Below are 15,043 nucleotides of genomic sequence, written 5' to 3' on the forward strand. Positions count from 1 at the left end.
GACGAAGGGAGGACGCCATGACCACCGCACCCAAGACCACCGCGCCGAGGACCACCGCACCGAACGCGAACTGGACGCTCACCCACACCTCCCGGGCACACGCCGGGAGCCGCCCCGACCACGCGGCGATCATCTGCGAGGACCGCGTCACCACGTACACGAAGCTGCACCGGGACAGCAACCGGGCCGCGCACGCGCTGCGTGCCCAGGGCGTGGGGCGCGGCGACCGGGTCGCCTACCTGGGCCGTGAGTCGGAGAACTACTACCTCGTGATCCTCGCCTGCGCCAAGGTGGGCGCGGTCCTGGTCCCGGTCAACTGGCGGCTCACCCCGTACGAGGTGGACCACATCCTGCGGGACTCGGGCGCGTCCCTGGTCTTCGTCGACGACGAGTTCTGGGACACCCTCGAAAAGGTCCGCCCCCAACTGCCCGCCCTGCACACGGTGATCCGGACCGACGGCATGGACAGCGACGGCGAACCGGCCCGCGGCACCGGGCTGCCCGCCTGGTACGCGGACCGGCCGGACACCGACCTGGCACAGGCCGCGGAGCCCGACGACGCGGTCGTGCAGATCTACACCAGCGGGACGACCGGACTGCCCAAGGGCGCCGTACTCGCCCACCGCAGCTTCTTCACCCTGCCGGCCGCCATGCGCGAGCACGGTGTCGCGTGGATCGACTGGCTGCCCGACGACATCAGCCTCATCTCACTGCCGGGCTTCGGCATCGCGGGCATCGGCTGGTTCATGCACACCTTCAACGCCGGTGGCACCAGCGTCGTCATGCCGCAGTTCGACCCGCAGGAGGCGGTGCGGCTGATCCGTACCTACGGCGTCACCACCACCTTCGCCGCGCCCGCCATGCTCCAGGCGATGGCGGCCGAACGCGGCGCCGGGCCCGAGGCCTTCACCTCCCTGCGCAAGATCGCGTACGGGGCGGCGCCGATGTCCGAGACACTGCTGAAGCGGTGCCTGGAGACGTTCGCCTGCGAGTTCGCGCAGATCTACGCCAGCACGGAGACCGGGAGCGTCGCCGTGTGCCTGCCGCCCGAGGCGCACCACCCCGGCAGCACGGTCCTGGAGTCCGTCGGCCTGCCCTGTCCCGGCAACGAGATCAAGGTGATCGGCCCGGACGGCGCCGAGCTGCCACCCGGTGCCATCGGCCAGATCTGTGTGCGCGCCCCCTCACGGATGCTCGGCTACTGGAACCTGCCGGAGGCCACCGGCAGGACGCTGGTGGGGGAGTGGCTGTACATGGGCGACGCCGGATACCTCGACGAGCACGGCTATCTCCACCTGTGCGACCGCATGAACGACACGATCATCGTCGCCGGGCAGAACATCTACCCGGCCGAGGTCGAAAAGGCTCTCGCCGCCCACCCGTCCGTCGCGGACGCGGCCGTGGTGGGCCTTCCCGATCAGCAGTGGGGCGAGGCCGTGCACGCCTGCGTCGTGCTGCGCCCCGGAGCCCGCGCCACCCCGCGCGAACTCCTGCTGTCGCTGCGCGGCCACCTCGCCGACTACAAGATTCCGGGTGCGTACCACTTCGTGGAGACGCTGCCCCGCAACCCCACGGGCAAGATCCTGCGCCGCGCGGTGCGCGAGGAGTTGGCCCGACCCCTTTAAGGAGCACTCCATGTCACTGAGGCAGACGGGACACGCCCTCTCAGGGGCGCTGGGCCGTGACGAACACGGCTCCGCCGCGTGGGCGCCGCCGGCCACGCACGGTCCGCAGCCGACGCGGCAGCTGCGCATCGGCGTCCTGCTCCCCACCCGGGAGCAGGCCATCAACGGCACCTTCGCCGCGGCCCCCCTCCTGGAATTCGCCCGCGAGGCGGAGCGCCTCGGCTTCGACTCACTGTGGGCGGGCGACTCCCTGACCGCCCGCCCCCGCCTCGACCCGCTCGTCGTCCTCGCCGCGGCGGCCGCCGCCACGGAGCGGATCACCGTGGGCACCGCCGCGCTCACTCCCGCCCTGCGCCATCCACTGATCGGCGCCAACATGGTCGCCAGCCTCGGCCATGTCGCCGCGGACCGGCTGGTCCTCGGCCTCGGTTCCGGCTTTCCGATGCCGGAGACGGAGGAGGAGTTCGCCTCGGTCGGCGCCTCCTTCGCCGGGCGCGTCGGCCGCCTCGACGAGATCGCCGACCTGTGGCGCACGGCGTGGCGGGCGGGCGAAGCGGGCCGGCCCACGGACTTCCAGGGCAGGTACTGGCAGGCCGAACGCCTCGACCGGCTGCCCGCGCCAGCCACCGCGGGCGGTCCGCCCCTGTGGCTGGCCGGCAGCGACACACCGAAGGTGCTCGCCCGAGTGGCCACCCGATACGACGGCTGGCTGCCGTTCCTGCCGGACGCCGAGGCGTACGGCAGGGCCCGGCGGCGCCTTGCCGAACTCGCCGAAGAAGCGGGCCGCGGCCCGGACGCGGTGACCCCCGCGCTGTACGCGACGGTCACCGTCAACCACGACCGCGCCGCCGCCAAGGCCGAGCTGGAGCACTACATCACCCACTACTACGGACGCTCCCTGGAGCAGATGTCGGCCATCCAGGCCTACGGCTGGGGCAGCGCCGAGAGCTGTGCCGAGTGGCTCGGCGGTTATGTCCGCGCCGGCGCCCGGCACCTTGTCATCCGGGTCGGATCGCTCGACCCGCAACCGCAGTTGAAGGAAATCGCCGAGGTGCTGCTCCCCGCGGTACGCGCACTCGGCCAGGCCATCACCATTGGAGGAGCTCAGTCGTGACCAGCCCCAGTGTCAGCGCCATAGGCCAGGAGATGTCCCGCGCCGGCCAGTGGTTCCACCCCGTGGAGCCCTCCCCGGAAGCCTCCGTACGACTGTTCCTGCTGCCGCACGCGGGCAGCGGCGCCATCATCTACCGCGACTGGGAGAGCCTGCTCCCGACCGACATCGCCGCGCAGGCCGTCACCCTGCCGGGCCGCCACAACCGTCGTGACGAGGAGACGTACGAGGACTGGGACCCGCTGCTCGACGCCCTGCACGACGCCGTGCTCGACGACCTCGACCACCGGCCGTTCGCGTTCTTCGGGCACTGCCTCGGAGCCCAGCTCGCCTTTCGGCTGACCATCCGTCTGGAGGCGGAGGGCGGGCCCTCGCCGATCATGGTCGGCATGTCCGGCTGGTCACCCGAGGGCTTCTTCCAGCCGACCGAGGAGCAGAGCCGGATGCCGCAGGCCGAAATGGTCGAGTGGATCAAGAAGTTGGGCTCGTTCCCCTCCGAGATCTACGACAACCCGGAAATGCTGGCGCTGGTCGTACCGGCGCTGCGCGCGGACCTCAGGGTCGCCGCGCAGTACGTCGACGACGGGGCGGCGGTCCGCTGCCCGCTCGCCTCCTACGGCGGCAGGTCCGACCCGCTCCAGGAGCACCCGGACGCCATGACGCACTGGGCCGGGCGGAGCCCCGGGTACCTGGGCCACAGCGAGTACCCCGGCGGCCACTTCTTCATCGACAGTCACGCCCAGTCCGTCACCACCCACTTCGCCCAGCGGCTCCAACGCCTGATCCAGACACCGACGTACTGAGCACTCGGGTCCGGAGCGGAGCCCCCGGTGAGGGGACCGAGCAGGGGCGGCGGGCGCGAAAACCCCGCAACACGGCCTTCGCCCTGCCCACCTCACCGCTGCCGCTACCGGTAGCGCTACCGGCACCGCCACCGCTACCGGCACCGTCCCGGACAGTCGTCAGTCGCGCGTCAGAGTCACGTCAGTATGTCCTGCCACAGTCGTGAGTGCCGTCCCCGAGCCGGTCCGGCCGGGTCACGCCCGAGCCAGGCCCGGTCGCGTTCGAGCCCCGTCCGAGCCCGGCCCGGACCCCGCCCGAGCCCGCTCGGTGACCGCCCGGCGCCCCGAGAAAACGAGGAGTACGCCTGCCATGGCAGCCAGCGCCGCAGTACCCGGCCCCCTCCGCGCCCTCGTCCTGGCCAACCCCGCCTCCGGCAGCCACAGCCCTCAACTGGTCGGTGACGTCGCCGAGTTGTGCGCCTCCTACCTGGAGGGCACCGAGGTCCACCTGACCACGGCACCGGGGGACGCCACCGTCGCCGTACGCCGCGCCCTCGAACGGCCCAGCCGCGCCCCCGGCCTGATCGTGGTCATCGGCGGCGACGGCACCGTCCGCGAGGCGATCCAGGGGATGGCCGGCGCCGCCGGGCGTGCCGCGCTCGCCGTGGTGCCCGGCGGCACCGGGAACTCCGGCTACAAGATGCTCTGGGGCGAGCGCCCCTGGACCGAGTCCCTCAAAGCGATCCTCACCGACTCGGGCGTGGGCGGCAGCGCCCGGCTGCGCCGGCTGGACCTGGCCCGCCTCACCGAAACCCGGCAGCACGTGTATCTCGGCGCCTGCTCCGGCGTGATCGCGGACGCGCTGATCACGGCCCGGGACATACCGCTGACCGGCCGGGAACGGTACGCCCGCGCGTTCGCCGACACGGCGGCCGGGTACGTGCCCTACCCGGGCCGCGTCACCGTCGACGGACGTGTGGTGCACGAGGGCCCGACCGTCCTGGCCAACGTCGGCGGCGGACGCTACCGCGGCGGCCGGTTCCTCGTCCTGCCCGACTCGCTGCTCGACGACGGGCTGCTCGACGTCTGCGTCATCGGCGACGGCGTACCGGCCACCCAGGTGCCGGGGCTGACGCTGAACGCCGACCACATGCGGCATCCGGCGACGGTGTACGCGCGCGGCCGCACCATCACCGTCGAACGCACCGACGGCCACCGGCTGCCCCTGGAGCACGACGGCGAGTACCAGCACGGCATCGGTTCGTCGGCGACCTTCGAGGTGCTGCCCGCCGCGCTCGCCGTCTGGGCCCCGGCCGACCCCCCGACCCCCGGCGCGCCGAACTGATCTGACGGCATGTCGGCCCACCCGCAACGAACACAAGGAGACATCGTGAGCGACCTCACCAACACCGTCACCCAGTACCTCGCCATCTGGAACGAGGCGGACGCGGACAAGCGCGCGGCGACCATCGCCGAGCTCTTCACCGCGGGCGCCCCGTACGTCGACCCGCTCGCCGCGGTCGAGGGCCACGAAGGTGTCGGCGCCGTCATCGCCGGCGCCCGCGACCAGTTCCAGGGCCTCTCCTTCGAGCTGCACGGCGCGATCGACACCCACCACAACCTGGCCCGCTTCCAGTGGGGCCTGGTCACCGAGCCGGGCGCCGAGCCCATCGCGATCGGCTTCGACGTCCTGGTCACCGGCGACGACGGCCGCATCACGGGCGTCTACGGGTTCCTCGACAAGGTTCCCGGCGCCTGATCCGCGTGTGCGGCGGGGGCATCCACCGGGGGCGACCGGTGGGCCTCCGCCGTACGCGTCCGCCGACACGGACAGGCACACCGGTACGGAAAGGCACACCGGTATGGAAAGGCAAGGTGCGTCGCACCATGACGGCTGTACTCGCCGAGAGCGTGGCCCGAGCCCTGTGCGAGGGATGGGAACCCACACGGCCCGCGCGCTCCCCGGCCCCCACGGACACCTCGCTGCGCGAACTGTCCCACTGGGCCGCGACCCTTCGCCCAGAAGACGTCCCGTGCCGCGTGCTGAAGCTCGCGGCCAGCCAGGTGCTGTCCCAGATCGCCTCCATCCGCGCCGGCCTCGAACACCCGCTGGGCCGCAGGCTGGTGGCCGCGTTCGGCCACCCCATGCAGCGCGACCCGAGGGGCGCGGCGGGTGTCTTCGCCGCCCTCGGCTCCTGGCTCAACCTCGACGACACCGCCTATGCCGGGCACCTGTCCAACTCCACGGTCGCGGTGCCGCTCGCCTTCGCGTATGCACGGCAGCTCGACGGCCTCTCCTTCCTGACCGCCGTCGTGGCGGCCAACGAGTGCGCGGCGCGTATCACCGCCTCGGCGACGCTGGGCCCGTTGCGCGGGCAGAGCGCGGTGCACACCCATCTCGCCGGCGCGGTGGCCGGCCGGCTGCACTGCGACCGGGCGCCCGCCGGCCAGTGGGAGAACGCCTTCGGGCTGGCCTTCGCCATGCCCAACTGGCCGCTGATGCGCGCCTTTCTGGCCAGTGACGCCCGGCTGTTCAACACCTTCACGCCGGTACGGACCGCGATGGACGCCTGTGACGCCGCGGCCGCCGGGCTGCGTGGCGCGCCCGACATCATCGAGCACCCCGATGGATTCCTGGCCCGGTTCGCGACGGTGCCGCTGCCACAGGCCGTGGCGAAGGGGCTCGGCAGCCGCTGGCACACCGACACCCTCTCCTTCAAGATGCACCCCGGTGGTCCCGGCATCGACGCGGCGGTGGACTGCGCCGCCGAGATCCACAAGGAGCTGGGTCCGATACGCCCGGAGGACGTGACGGAGATCGTCGTGGAGGCCTCCCTGTACACGCTGTTCGCGGGCGAGCGCGCCGCCCCGTACGTCAATGGCCCCAGCTCACCGCTCGGCGCGCTGGTGCTCGACGTGCCCTACCCGGTCGCCACCACTCTGCTGACCGGCGACTTCTCGGTGGACGACTTCTCCTCGCCACACCTGGACGACCCCGCGCGCTGGTCACTGGCGAGCCGGGTGCGCCTGGAGCACGACACCCGGATGACACGTGAACTCTTCCTGTCCGACGCTCCGTTCGGCGAGGCGGTACGCGAGGCGGGCCCGTTGGCCGTGCCCTGGCTGCGCGGCTTCGGCGGCGAGGAACTGGTCGAACTGCTCGGTCCGATCGAGGCGGCAGGCCGGGACTTCTCCCACTCCACCAAGGCCACCGGCGCCCGGGTCACCGTCCGGCTGGCGGACGGCCGTACGGTGTCCCGCTCGCGCCTGATCCCCGTGGGCGCGGCGGGTCCGGACACCCGCTCCCGCCACTCCGAGCTGGTCCAGGAGAAGTTCCTCTCCGCCGGCGGCCCCCGCCAGGTCGCCGACACCGTCGGCCGACTGCACCGCATGCGCCCCCGCGGAGTACGCCGGTGGATAGAGGCGGCGTTCCTGGACTAGGACCTGTCCGGCCGGTCACGCCGCAGACGCCGGGGTGTGGCACGCACATCTGCGGCGGCGAGGCACCGCCGCTTTCCTGCGACTCGATCGGCCGGACAGGTCCTGGCAGCGCACCGGACGAAGGACTGCCGACGCCCGTCAGCCCGAGGTCAGCGCCGTGTCAGCGTGCCCTGCCAAGGTAAATGGAAGGTCAAATTCCCTAGTCTCCGGAGGGTTTGCATGTCACTTGACGCCCGGGCCGACGTGGTGGACTGGCCGTTCCACCGCACGGAGGACGGTGAACCAGCCCCCATCCTGCACGAGTTACGCAAGTCGCCACCCTGTCCGGTGCGCATCCCGGAGGGCGCGGCCGAGTCCCGGCGGGCCTGGCTGGTGACCCGGTACGCGGATGTGCGCCAGGCGTTGATGGACCCCCGGCTCAGCGCGGACGAGACGCTGCCCGGGGCACCGGTGCGTATCCAGATTCCGCCCGGCCAGAACCCGAGTTCGTTCCTGCGCCTCGACGACCCCGAGCACGCCAGGCTGCGCGGAATGATCCAGACCGAGTTCACCGCGCGCCGTGTACGGAGGCTGCGGGAACCGGTCCAGCGGCTGATCGATGAACTGCTGGACGAACTGGCCGGGCTCCCGCAACCCGCCGACCTGCACGCGGTGTTCTCGCGGACCCTGCCGACACTGGTGATCGCCCGGCTGCTGGGCGTGCCGGAGGAGGACTCCGCGTTCTTCATCGAGAAGACCCGGACCACCATCTCCCAGGAGAACCCGGCGGTGTCCTACGTCGCGTTCACGGAGATGTCCGACTATCTCGCGGAACTGGCGCAGCACAAGCTGCGGGTCCCCGGGGACGATCTGATCAGCCGGCTGGCCGCGCAGCACTACGCGACCGGTGCGATCTCCCTGGACGAGCTGGTCGGGATCGTCCGGCTGGTGCTGGTGGCAGGGCACGAGACGACCACCAACCAGATCGCCCTGAACATTCTGGGCCTGCTGCGGGACGACACGCTGCGCGCCCAGGTGGCGGCCGACGACGGCGCCCTCGTACCGAACTACATCGAGGAGTCGATGCGCTACTGGTCCATCTCGCAGGACGCGATGGTCAGACAGGCGCTGGAAGATCTCGACCTCGGCGGGGTGGCCGTCGCCAAGGGCGACGCGGTGGTCATCTCGGTGCCCGCGGGCAATCACGACGAGTCGGTGTTCGCCTGTCCCGGAAGGATCGACCCGCACCGGGATACCAGCGGCCACCTCCAGTGGGGATACGGCCCGCACTACTGCCAGGGTGCCCCGCTCGCGCGCCTGGAGATGGAGCTGTCCCTGCGGACCCTGCTGCGGCGCTTCCCGGACCTCCGGTCGGCGGCCGACCCGAAGACGGTTTTCCGCAGGGGCACCGTCTTCCACGGTGTGACGCACCTCCCGGTGACCTGGTGACACAAGAACCCGAAGAACAACACAGGAGAGCAGTCGGAATGACTTCAGAAGCAAGCCCGCGCCCTGCCGTCGAGGAGCGTGAAGCGGGACCCCCGGCAGAGACCGGCGTCCCCTCGCCCGGTGCCCTTGTGGTGGTGCTGGTGGGAACCTTCATCACCGTTCTCGACTTCTTCATCGCCAACGTGGCCGTCCCCGCCATCCGGACGGATCTGCACGCCGGTTCGACCCAGGCCCAGTTGATCGTCGTCGGGTACGGGGTCGCCTTCACGGCGGGTCTGATCACCGGCGGTCGGCTGGGTGACATCTACGGCCGGCGCCGCATGTTCGTCCTGGGCATGACGCTGTTCATGCTCGCGTCCGCGGGGTGCTCCCTCGCGCAGAGCGTCGACGTCCTGATCGTTGCCCGCATCGCGCAGGGCGCCTCCGCGGCCCTGATGGTGCCTCAGGTTCTCGGCATCATCGGCACGGTCTACACCGGGGCCGCCCGCGACCGCGCCTTCAATGTCTATGGCCTGGTGATCGGACTCGCCGGCGTCTTCGGGCAGTTCATCGGCGGTGCCCTGATCACCATCGACGTGGCAGGACTGAGCTGGCGGACGATCTTCCTGATCAACGTTCCGCTCTGCCTGGCCTGCCTCGCCTTCGTCCGCCGCACGGTTCCCGAGTCGCGCGGCACGGGTGGCGCGCGACTCGACCTGACGGGAGCCGTGCTGATCACGGCGGCCCTGGGGCTCATCGTGTACGCGCTCGTGGAGGGTCAGTCGCGCGACTGGCCGGTGTGGGTATGGGAGTGCCTGGCGGGCGCCGTCGTGCTGCTGGCGCTGACCGTGCTGCACCTGCGCAGGCGAGCCGCCGCCGGCCGGGGGCCGCTGATCGAGCCGGTGCTGTTCAGGGCGAGGGTCTTCTCCGTGGGGCTCGCCGCCACGGTGGTCTACTTCCTCGCCATGGGCTCCTTCTTCTTCATCCTGGCCCTGTACCTGCAGTCCGGCAGGTCACTGTCGCCCCTGGAGTCCGGTCTGGTCTTCCTGGCGGTGGGCGCGGGCTACTTCGGGGCCTCGATCGTCTCGGCGCGGTTCGCCGCCAAGGTCACCGCCAAGACCGTGGCAGGCGGCCCGCTGACGCTCGCCCTCGGCTACGGCCTGGTCGCCTGGACGGCCACCGAGCTCGGCACCACCGGGTCCGTGCTGTGGCTGCTGCCCCCGCTCCTGCTCGCCGGGCTCGGCATGGGCCTGACCACCGGTCCGCTGACCAATCTCGTGCTGAGCGCCGCCGTACCGGAACACGCGGCCTCCGCGTCCGGGCTGCTGAACACCGCACAGGAGGGCGGGGCCGCGGTCGGTGTGGCGATCGCCGGCACGGTCTTCTTCCCCGCACTCACCGATGCGGGCTCCGCCGAGGCCTATCCGCACGCGTTCGCCGTCACGCTGGTCCCGCTCATCGCCTTCTGCGTCGCCGCGGCGGTCATGGTGCTCCTGGCACCCGGCCGTGCCGCGCGGCACTGACGGCGTACCCGCACCGGAGAGACGTCCGCCGACACGACAGGGAGGAAGCACCATGCCGTACGTCAGCACCAGGGACGGTACGCGGCTCCACTACACCGACTGGGGCGACGGACAGCCCGTCGTCCTGCTGGGCACGGCCATGATGGACTCCCGCATGTGGGAGTTCCAGGCGCCCTTCCTCGCCGAGAACGGCCTGCGCTGTGTCACCTATGACCGGCGCGGCTGCGGACGCTCGGACGCACCCTGGAACGGCTACGACTACGACACCCTCGCCGCCGACCTGGCGGACCTCCTCGACCACCTCGACCTGAGGGACACGGTCCTGGTCGGCTATGCGGTCGGCGGCGGGGAAGCCGTACGGTATCTGTCCCGCCACGGCGCCGAGCGGGTGGCGAAACTCGCCCTGGTCGCCTCGACGACACCGTTCATGCTGCGCACGCCGGACAACCCCGACGGGCTGGACCTCGACCTGTTCGAGCAGATGGCGGCGGCCATCCGGCAGGACCGGGCGAAGTGGCTGAGCGGGCTGGCCGCGCCGTTCTTCGGCGGCGGCGGCGCCGACCCGGACGCCCTGCCGGTCTCGCCCGAACTCGCCCGGTGGCTGGTGAGCACCTGTCTGGACGCCTCACCGCGGGCCGGGGTGGAGATCTACCGCACCCTGTTCACCACCGATCAGCGCGCCGAGACCGCCAAGGTCGAGGTGCCCACGCTGGTGATCCACGGTGCCGCGGACCTCGGAGCGCCGTACGCCCTGTGCGGCCCCCGGACGGCGGAGCTCATCAAGGACAGCACCTTCCTGTCGTACGAGGACGCCGCGCACGGTCTGTTCGCCACGCATGCCGAGCGTCTCAACAACGATCTGCTGGAGTTCGTCAGGAGCTGACGACGACGGTGCCGTGAGGCGGCACCCATGCCGTCGTGCGACCGCCCGGCCCTTTTCTGGGCCGGGCGGTTTCTCAGTGCAAAGGAACGAAGGCCTCGACGACTTCCTCGACCCGCTCCACGACGTCCTCGCGACCGTTCAGCACCCAGGAGATGTGCTGAGCGCCGAACACCGCGGCACCGAGCGCGCGGGCCAGGGCCGCGGGATTGCTGCCCTCCGGGAGCCGTCCGGCCTGGCTGCACTTCTCCAGGAGTTCGGTGAGCACGTCCAGCGTCCCGGTGTAGGGGACGGGCAACTCGGCCTTGATGTAGGCCTGTTCGATCTGCAGCCGGGCCCCGGCGTGGATGAAGGTGTCGTCGTGGAAGGCGTGGGCGAGGCGCATCACCGTGTCCACGACCGTTGCGGGCGAGGCCGGGTCGCCGTTCTCCAGGGCCCCGTCGATGACCTTCTGCATCCGCCGGTAGAACTCGTCCGTCACGGAGACGGCGAGCATCTCCTTGTTGGCGAAGTGGAAGTAGACCGCGCCCTTGGTCATCCCGGCGCGATCCGCGATGTCCTTGATGGTGACCTGGGGAAAGCCGTCCTCCGCGAAGGCGGCGGCCGCCGCGTTGAGGATCGTGGCGCGGGTGTTGATCGCGCGCTGCTGCTTGAGGTGTGAGGTGTCATCGAAGGGTGTGCCCACGGGCAGGTGGGCCGCCGGTACGTTGCGCTCGTTACTCATGACATCCAAATCGTGACGGGCTGATCTGCTGCGACTGAGAGGATCTCTCGGACCCAACCGCCTTACCAGTAAGGAGAGTTGACCACGAAAGCGTACGACGCCGAGGCTTGTAATATACCTTCGCGTAGGTATATTAATGAATCGCCAGAAGGCGCCGCACGTCTGTTCGCTCGCATGGTTGGCTCCAGCCCGGGGAGGCGAAGTTACAGATGTACGTTGTACTCGGTGAGTCCACGCTCGGTGACTCCAGGCTCAATGATTCCAGGTACCCGCAGCCACTAGCAATGGTGTCCGCGAAGGAGACGCTCCGGTTCCTCCAGCCCGTCACACGGGAACTGGTGCACCGCAGCTCCGTGTCGGAGGTGTTCGTCACCGACGGCTTACGCACGGGTGACAGCACGTTCGCGATCGCCGCCCAGTGGCCGCGTGACCACGCGCTCTATCACCCGGACGAGAACAGGCTGAACGATCCGCTTTTGTTCGCGGAGACGCTCCGCCAGGCCCACTTCTACGCGGCCCACACCTTCTTCGACGTGCCCCTCGGGCACCACTTCGTCGGACAGGACATCAGCTTCGAGATCACCGACCATGCCGCGCTGCGGGTCGGAGGGGCGCCGCTGCCGGTGCTCCTCGACGGGACGTGGGAGTGGCAGGGGGGCACCCCCGCGCGCCGGGCCGGTGCCCGTATGAATGTCTCCCTCGTGGTGGACGGCCGGGTCTGCGGGCGCGGCCACGCACGCGGCCTGATCGTGGACGACCGCAGGTACGGCCTGCTGCGCAAGCGCGCGGCCGAGGCCGCGGGCGCGCGCTTGGGCGCGGGCGCAGCGGTGGGTGCGGGGGTGGCCGAGGGTGTCGCCGTCCCCGTCCCCGTCGCCGACGTCGAGGTCGTGCCGCCGCACCGGGTCGGCCGGCAGCGCTGGAGGGACTGCGTGTTGGAGAGGGATGTGCCGGAACGGGAGGTGCAGGGGCGGGATGTGCCGGAACGGGAGGTCCAGGGGCGGCCGGACCACGTGTGGCGGCTGCGGATCGACCGGGATCACGCGGTCCTCTTCGATCACCCCACCGATCACATCCCCCTCATGGTCATGCTGGAGGGCTTCCGGCAGCTCGGGCATCTCACCGTGCACGAGACCGCCCAAGGGGCGCCGCTCGACGGGGCGTTCGTGCTGGCCGGGCTGGCCCTGGACTGCGCCGCCTTCGGTGAGCTCGGGGCGCCGGTCCACCTGACGGCCGTGGACAACACGCCCGACACCGTGCGGGACGGGAGCCGTCGGCTTCGTGTCGAGGCCCATCAGGGCGGCACGCGGCTGGCCGTCGCCGACACGGCGTGGCGGAGTGTGGGCCGGCGGGACCCGCGCCGCCTTGCCGCGTCCCAGCCGCTGTCTGCCGCCTCCCACTAGGGTGTCCGCCTCCCTGTGGGCCGTCGGCGTTCAGCGCGGCGGGGTCGCTCCCAAGGCGTGTGTCAGGGCGCTCCACATCGCCTCGACGAGGTCACCGGGTTCGGCCCGCTCGCCGCCGTACCTCGTGCAGATCATCCCGAAGAGCGCCGCCACGATGAGGTCCGCGAGGGGCCTTGGTGACACCGCGGTGTCCAGGTGCTCCTCCTCCTGCGTCTCGCCCACCAGCTGGAGTACGACCCCGTGTGTGTGCACCAGCAGCGGGATCGGCACGGAGTCGGCCCAGGCCGCCTCCACCGCGAGTCGGAGGGCCGCCAGGGCCCGCGCGTCCGTCTGGAAGAGCCGGCCGAGGGTGAGGACGAGGGCGCGCAGCCGGTTCAGTGTCGGGGTGGATGGCTTGGTGGCATCGGTGAGCAGGGCTTCCATGGCGCCGTCCAGATGGTCGGTGAGCGCGGCGGCCAGTTCCTCCTTGCTGGCGAAGTGTCCGTAGAGCGCTCCCTTCGTCACCCCGATCCGGTCGGCGATCTTCTGCAGATTGGTGTTCGCGTATCCGTACCGGGCGAACTCCTCGGCGGCCGCATCGAGTACGCGGTCGTACGTGCGCATGGCTCGTGCCTGCTTGGCCACGACGCTCACCTCCATCACTGAGAGCCGCGGTGGGGGCCGGCCCCAAGAAAAATACGTTCAGGAACGAATTCTAATCACCGGGTGAGGTGCTTACCAGACATGATTCAGCTTCAAAACCCGAAGTCCGAGCGGCGAGAAGCCCTTGAGGCGACGTCGGTCGCGGTCCTGACAGCCGCCGAATCGGCGGCCGCGTACGCCTCGACCGCCGACGCCACACGCCGACTGAGCCACCAGACCGTCGCTCTGCTGACCAGTGCGGGCTTCGCCCGCCACTTGGTGCCCCGGGCCTGGGGCGGAACGGAAGGCACGTTCGAAGCCCTGCTCGCGGCCGTGGCCGCCCTCGGCGAGGGCTGTGCCTCCGCGGCGTGGTGCGCGGCCCTGTGGTCGGCCCATGGCCGGTACGCCGCCTACTTACCACCCGACGGGCAGCACGACCTGTGGGCGGCCGGCCCCGACGTACGTATCTCCGCGTCGGTCAAGCCGTCCGGCGAGGCCCGGCGCCTCCCCTCGGGCTGGCTGCTGAGCGGCGAGTGGGAGAACGTCAGCGGGGTGGAGTTCGCCCACTGGCTTCTGCTGGCGGCGATGGAGCCCGGCGCGGACGGCCCACGGTGCCGCCTGTTCGCCGTGCCCAGGGACGGCATCAGCGTCCGGGACACCTGGCACAGCACCGGGCTGCGCGGCACCGGCAGTCACACCGCGGTCATGGAACCCGCGTTCGTGCCCGACCACCGCACCTTCCTCATGGCGGACCTCGTGTCGGGCGTGGCGGGACCGGGGCGGGCCAGGTGCCACACCGTGCCGGCCCACCTCGCGGGCGGACTCCTGTTCTGCGCCCCCGCGGTCGGCGCCGCCCGCCGCGCCCTGGGCGAATGGTCGTCCTGGGCAGCACGGACCCAGGCCCTGCGGCGCCCGGACGACGACGGCAGCCGTCTGCACCACGCCCTGGCGCGCTCGGCGGACGACATCGACACCGCCCAGCTGCTCCTCCAGGACGCCGCCCGGCGCGCCGACACGGGCACCCGCGCCGACCGGGACGTCCTCAGGAACCGGCGGATCACGGCCGCCGGAGCGGATCTCCTGGTCGACGGGGTCGAACGGCTCTTCCGCACGGCCGGAGCCCACGCCGGCACCGGCGTCCTGGAACGCAGCTGGCGCGACGTCCACATGGCCGCCGCCCACCAGTTGCTGCGTCGCGAGTCGGCGGGGGTGGCGTACGCGACGTCCGTCTTCTCCGAACTCGCCCAGGAGCAGGCCGCCCTCGCCGAGCCCGCCACGCTCCAGGAGGTGTCCGCCGGTGAGTCGTGAACGGGGTCGTGAGGAACGTGGTGAGCTGGGTCGGGTGAGTCGTGAAGGGGGTCGTGAGCAACGCGGTGAGCCGGGTCGGGTGAGTCCTGAAGGGGGTCGTGAACAACGTGGTGAGCCGGGTCCGGTGAGTCCTGAAGGGAGTCCTGAAGGGGGTCGTGAGGAACGTGGTGAGCCGGGTCGGGTGAGTCCTGAAGGGGGTCGTGAACAACGTGGTGAGCCGG

At 71.1% G+C, this 15,043-nt stretch carries 13 protein-coding genes; 11 read left to right on the top strand and 2 right to left on the bottom strand.

Translation table 11 applies throughout. The features are described from left to right. The first annotated feature begins 17 nt into the window (after positions 1–17). The 9 genes from ACFWP7_RS32660 (at position 18) to ACFWP7_RS32700 (ending at position 10,772) form a co-directional block, all read left to right on the top strand. On the top strand, positions 18–1,625 hold the full coding sequence (locus ACFWP7_RS32660; RefSeq protein ID WP_384388879.1) for a fatty acid--CoA ligase: 1,608 nt from the start codon (positions 18–20) through the stop codon (positions 1,623–1,625). A 10-nt stretch (positions 1,626–1,635) separates the two neighbouring features. Continuing rightward, on the top strand, positions 1,636–2,739 hold the full coding sequence (locus tag ACFWP7_RS32665) for an LLM class flavin-dependent oxidoreductase (RefSeq protein ID WP_384388882.1): 1,104 nt from the start codon (positions 1,636–1,638) through the stop codon (positions 2,737–2,739). A 32-nt stretch (positions 2,740–2,771) separates the two neighbouring features. After that, on the top strand, positions 2,772–3,539 hold the full coding sequence (locus ACFWP7_RS32670) for a thioesterase II family protein (RefSeq protein WP_384388956.1): 768 nt from the start codon (positions 2,772–2,774) through the stop codon (positions 3,537–3,539). Positions 3,540–3,888: 349 nt separating this feature from the next. Then, on the top strand, positions 3,889–4,863 hold the full coding sequence (locus ACFWP7_RS32675) for a diacylglycerol/lipid kinase family protein (protein WP_384388884.1): 975 nt from the start codon (positions 3,889–3,891) through the stop codon (positions 4,861–4,863). Positions 4,864–4,908: 45 nt separating this feature from the next. Continuing rightward, positions 4,909–5,277 (top strand): nuclear transport factor 2 family protein, encoded by a 369-nt coding sequence (locus ACFWP7_RS32680; protein ID WP_384388887.1) that lies wholly within the window; start codon positions 4,909–4,911, stop codon positions 5,275–5,277. Between the two features lie 128 nt (positions 5,278–5,405). Next, positions 5,406–6,959: an MmgE/PrpD family protein gene (locus ACFWP7_RS32685; RefSeq protein ID WP_384388890.1), complete on the top strand. Its 1,554-nt coding sequence runs from the start codon at positions 5,406–5,408 to the stop codon at positions 6,957–6,959. Positions 6,960–7,178: 219 nt separating this feature from the next. After that, the gene (locus tag ACFWP7_RS32690; protein WP_384388892.1) at positions 7,179–8,387 is read left to right on the top strand and encodes a cytochrome P450; all 1,209 of its coding nucleotides are present in this window, start codon (positions 7,179–7,181) and stop codon (positions 8,385–8,387) included. A 38-nt stretch (positions 8,388–8,425) separates the two neighbouring features. Then, positions 8,426–9,889: an MFS transporter gene (locus ACFWP7_RS32695; protein WP_384388895.1), complete on the top strand. Its 1,464-nt coding sequence runs from the start codon at positions 8,426–8,428 to the stop codon at positions 9,887–9,889. Between the two features lie 52 nt (positions 9,890–9,941). Next, entirely contained in the window at positions 9,942–10,772 is an 831-nt protein-coding gene (locus ACFWP7_RS32700; RefSeq protein WP_384388898.1) for an alpha/beta fold hydrolase, read from the top strand. Positions 10,773–10,845: 73 nt separating this feature from the next. Here the strand turns inward: ACFWP7_RS32700 and ACFWP7_RS32705 are convergent, their stop codons facing one another. Then, complete coding sequence (locus tag ACFWP7_RS32705) at positions 10,846–11,493, bottom strand: ScbR family autoregulator-binding transcription factor (protein WP_384388901.1); 648 nt, start codon at positions 11,491–11,493, stop codon at positions 10,846–10,848. A 284-nt stretch (positions 11,494–11,777) separates the two neighbouring features. Here ACFWP7_RS32705 and ACFWP7_RS32710 point away from each other — a divergent pair, with 284 nt between their 5' ends. Then, complete coding sequence (locus ACFWP7_RS32710) at positions 11,778–12,893, top strand: ScbA/BarX family gamma-butyrolactone biosynthesis protein (RefSeq protein WP_384388903.1); 1,116 nt, start codon at positions 11,778–11,780, stop codon at positions 12,891–12,893. 30 nt (positions 12,894–12,923) lie between these two features. On the opposite strand, the gene ACFWP7_RS32715 is transcribed toward ACFWP7_RS32710, so the two are convergent. Further along, complete coding sequence (locus ACFWP7_RS32715; protein ID WP_384388906.1) at positions 12,924–13,517, bottom strand: TetR family transcriptional regulator; 594 nt, start codon at positions 13,515–13,517, stop codon at positions 12,924–12,926. Positions 13,518–13,616: 99 nt separating this feature from the next. On the opposite strand from ACFWP7_RS32715, the gene ACFWP7_RS32720 reads away from it, so the two are divergent. Beyond that, on the top strand, positions 13,617–14,822 hold the full coding sequence (locus tag ACFWP7_RS32720; protein WP_384388909.1) for an acyl-CoA dehydrogenase family protein: 1,206 nt from the start codon (positions 13,617–13,619) through the stop codon (positions 14,820–14,822). The last annotated feature ends 221 nt before the right edge of the window (positions 14,823–15,043 follow it).

The organism is Streptomyces sp. NPDC058470 (genome assembly GCF_042721055.1).
Taxonomy (GTDB): domain Bacteria; phylum Actinomycetota; class Actinomycetes; order Streptomycetales; family Streptomycetaceae; genus Streptomyces.

Coding starts and splice junctions, on each gene's coding strand:
- ACFWP7_RS32695 (WP_384388895.1), top strand. CDS start 8,426: ATGACTTCAGAAGCAAGCCCGCGCCCTGCCGTCGAGGAGCGTGAAGCG.
- ACFWP7_RS32675 (WP_384388884.1), top strand. CDS start 3,889: ATGGCAGCCAGCGCCGCAGTACCCGGCCCCCTCCGCGCCCTCGTCCTG.
- ACFWP7_RS32720 (WP_384388909.1), top strand. CDS start 13,617: ATGATTCAGCTTCAAAACCCGAAGTCCGAGCGGCGAGAAGCCCTTGAG.
- ACFWP7_RS32705 (WP_384388901.1), bottom strand. CDS start 11,493: ATGAGTAACGAGCGCAACGTACCGGCGGCCCACCTGCCCGTGGGCACA.
- ACFWP7_RS32690 (WP_384388892.1), top strand. CDS start 7,179: ATGTCACTTGACGCCCGGGCCGACGTGGTGGACTGGCCGTTCCACCGC.
- ACFWP7_RS32665 (WP_384388882.1), top strand. CDS start 1,636: ATGTCACTGAGGCAGACGGGACACGCCCTCTCAGGGGCGCTGGGCCGT.
- ACFWP7_RS32670 (WP_384388956.1), top strand. CDS start 2,772: ATGTCCCGCGCCGGCCAGTGGTTCCACCCCGTGGAGCCCTCCCCGGAA.
- ACFWP7_RS32700 (WP_384388898.1), top strand. CDS start 9,942: ATGCCGTACGTCAGCACCAGGGACGGTACGCGGCTCCACTACACCGAC.
- ACFWP7_RS32685 (WP_384388890.1), top strand. CDS start 5,406: ATGACGGCTGTACTCGCCGAGAGCGTGGCCCGAGCCCTGTGCGAGGGA.
- ACFWP7_RS32660 (WP_384388879.1), top strand. CDS start 18: ATGACCACCGCACCCAAGACCACCGCGCCGAGGACCACCGCACCGAAC.
- ACFWP7_RS32710 (WP_384388903.1), top strand. CDS start 11,778: ATGGTGTCCGCGAAGGAGACGCTCCGGTTCCTCCAGCCCGTCACACGG.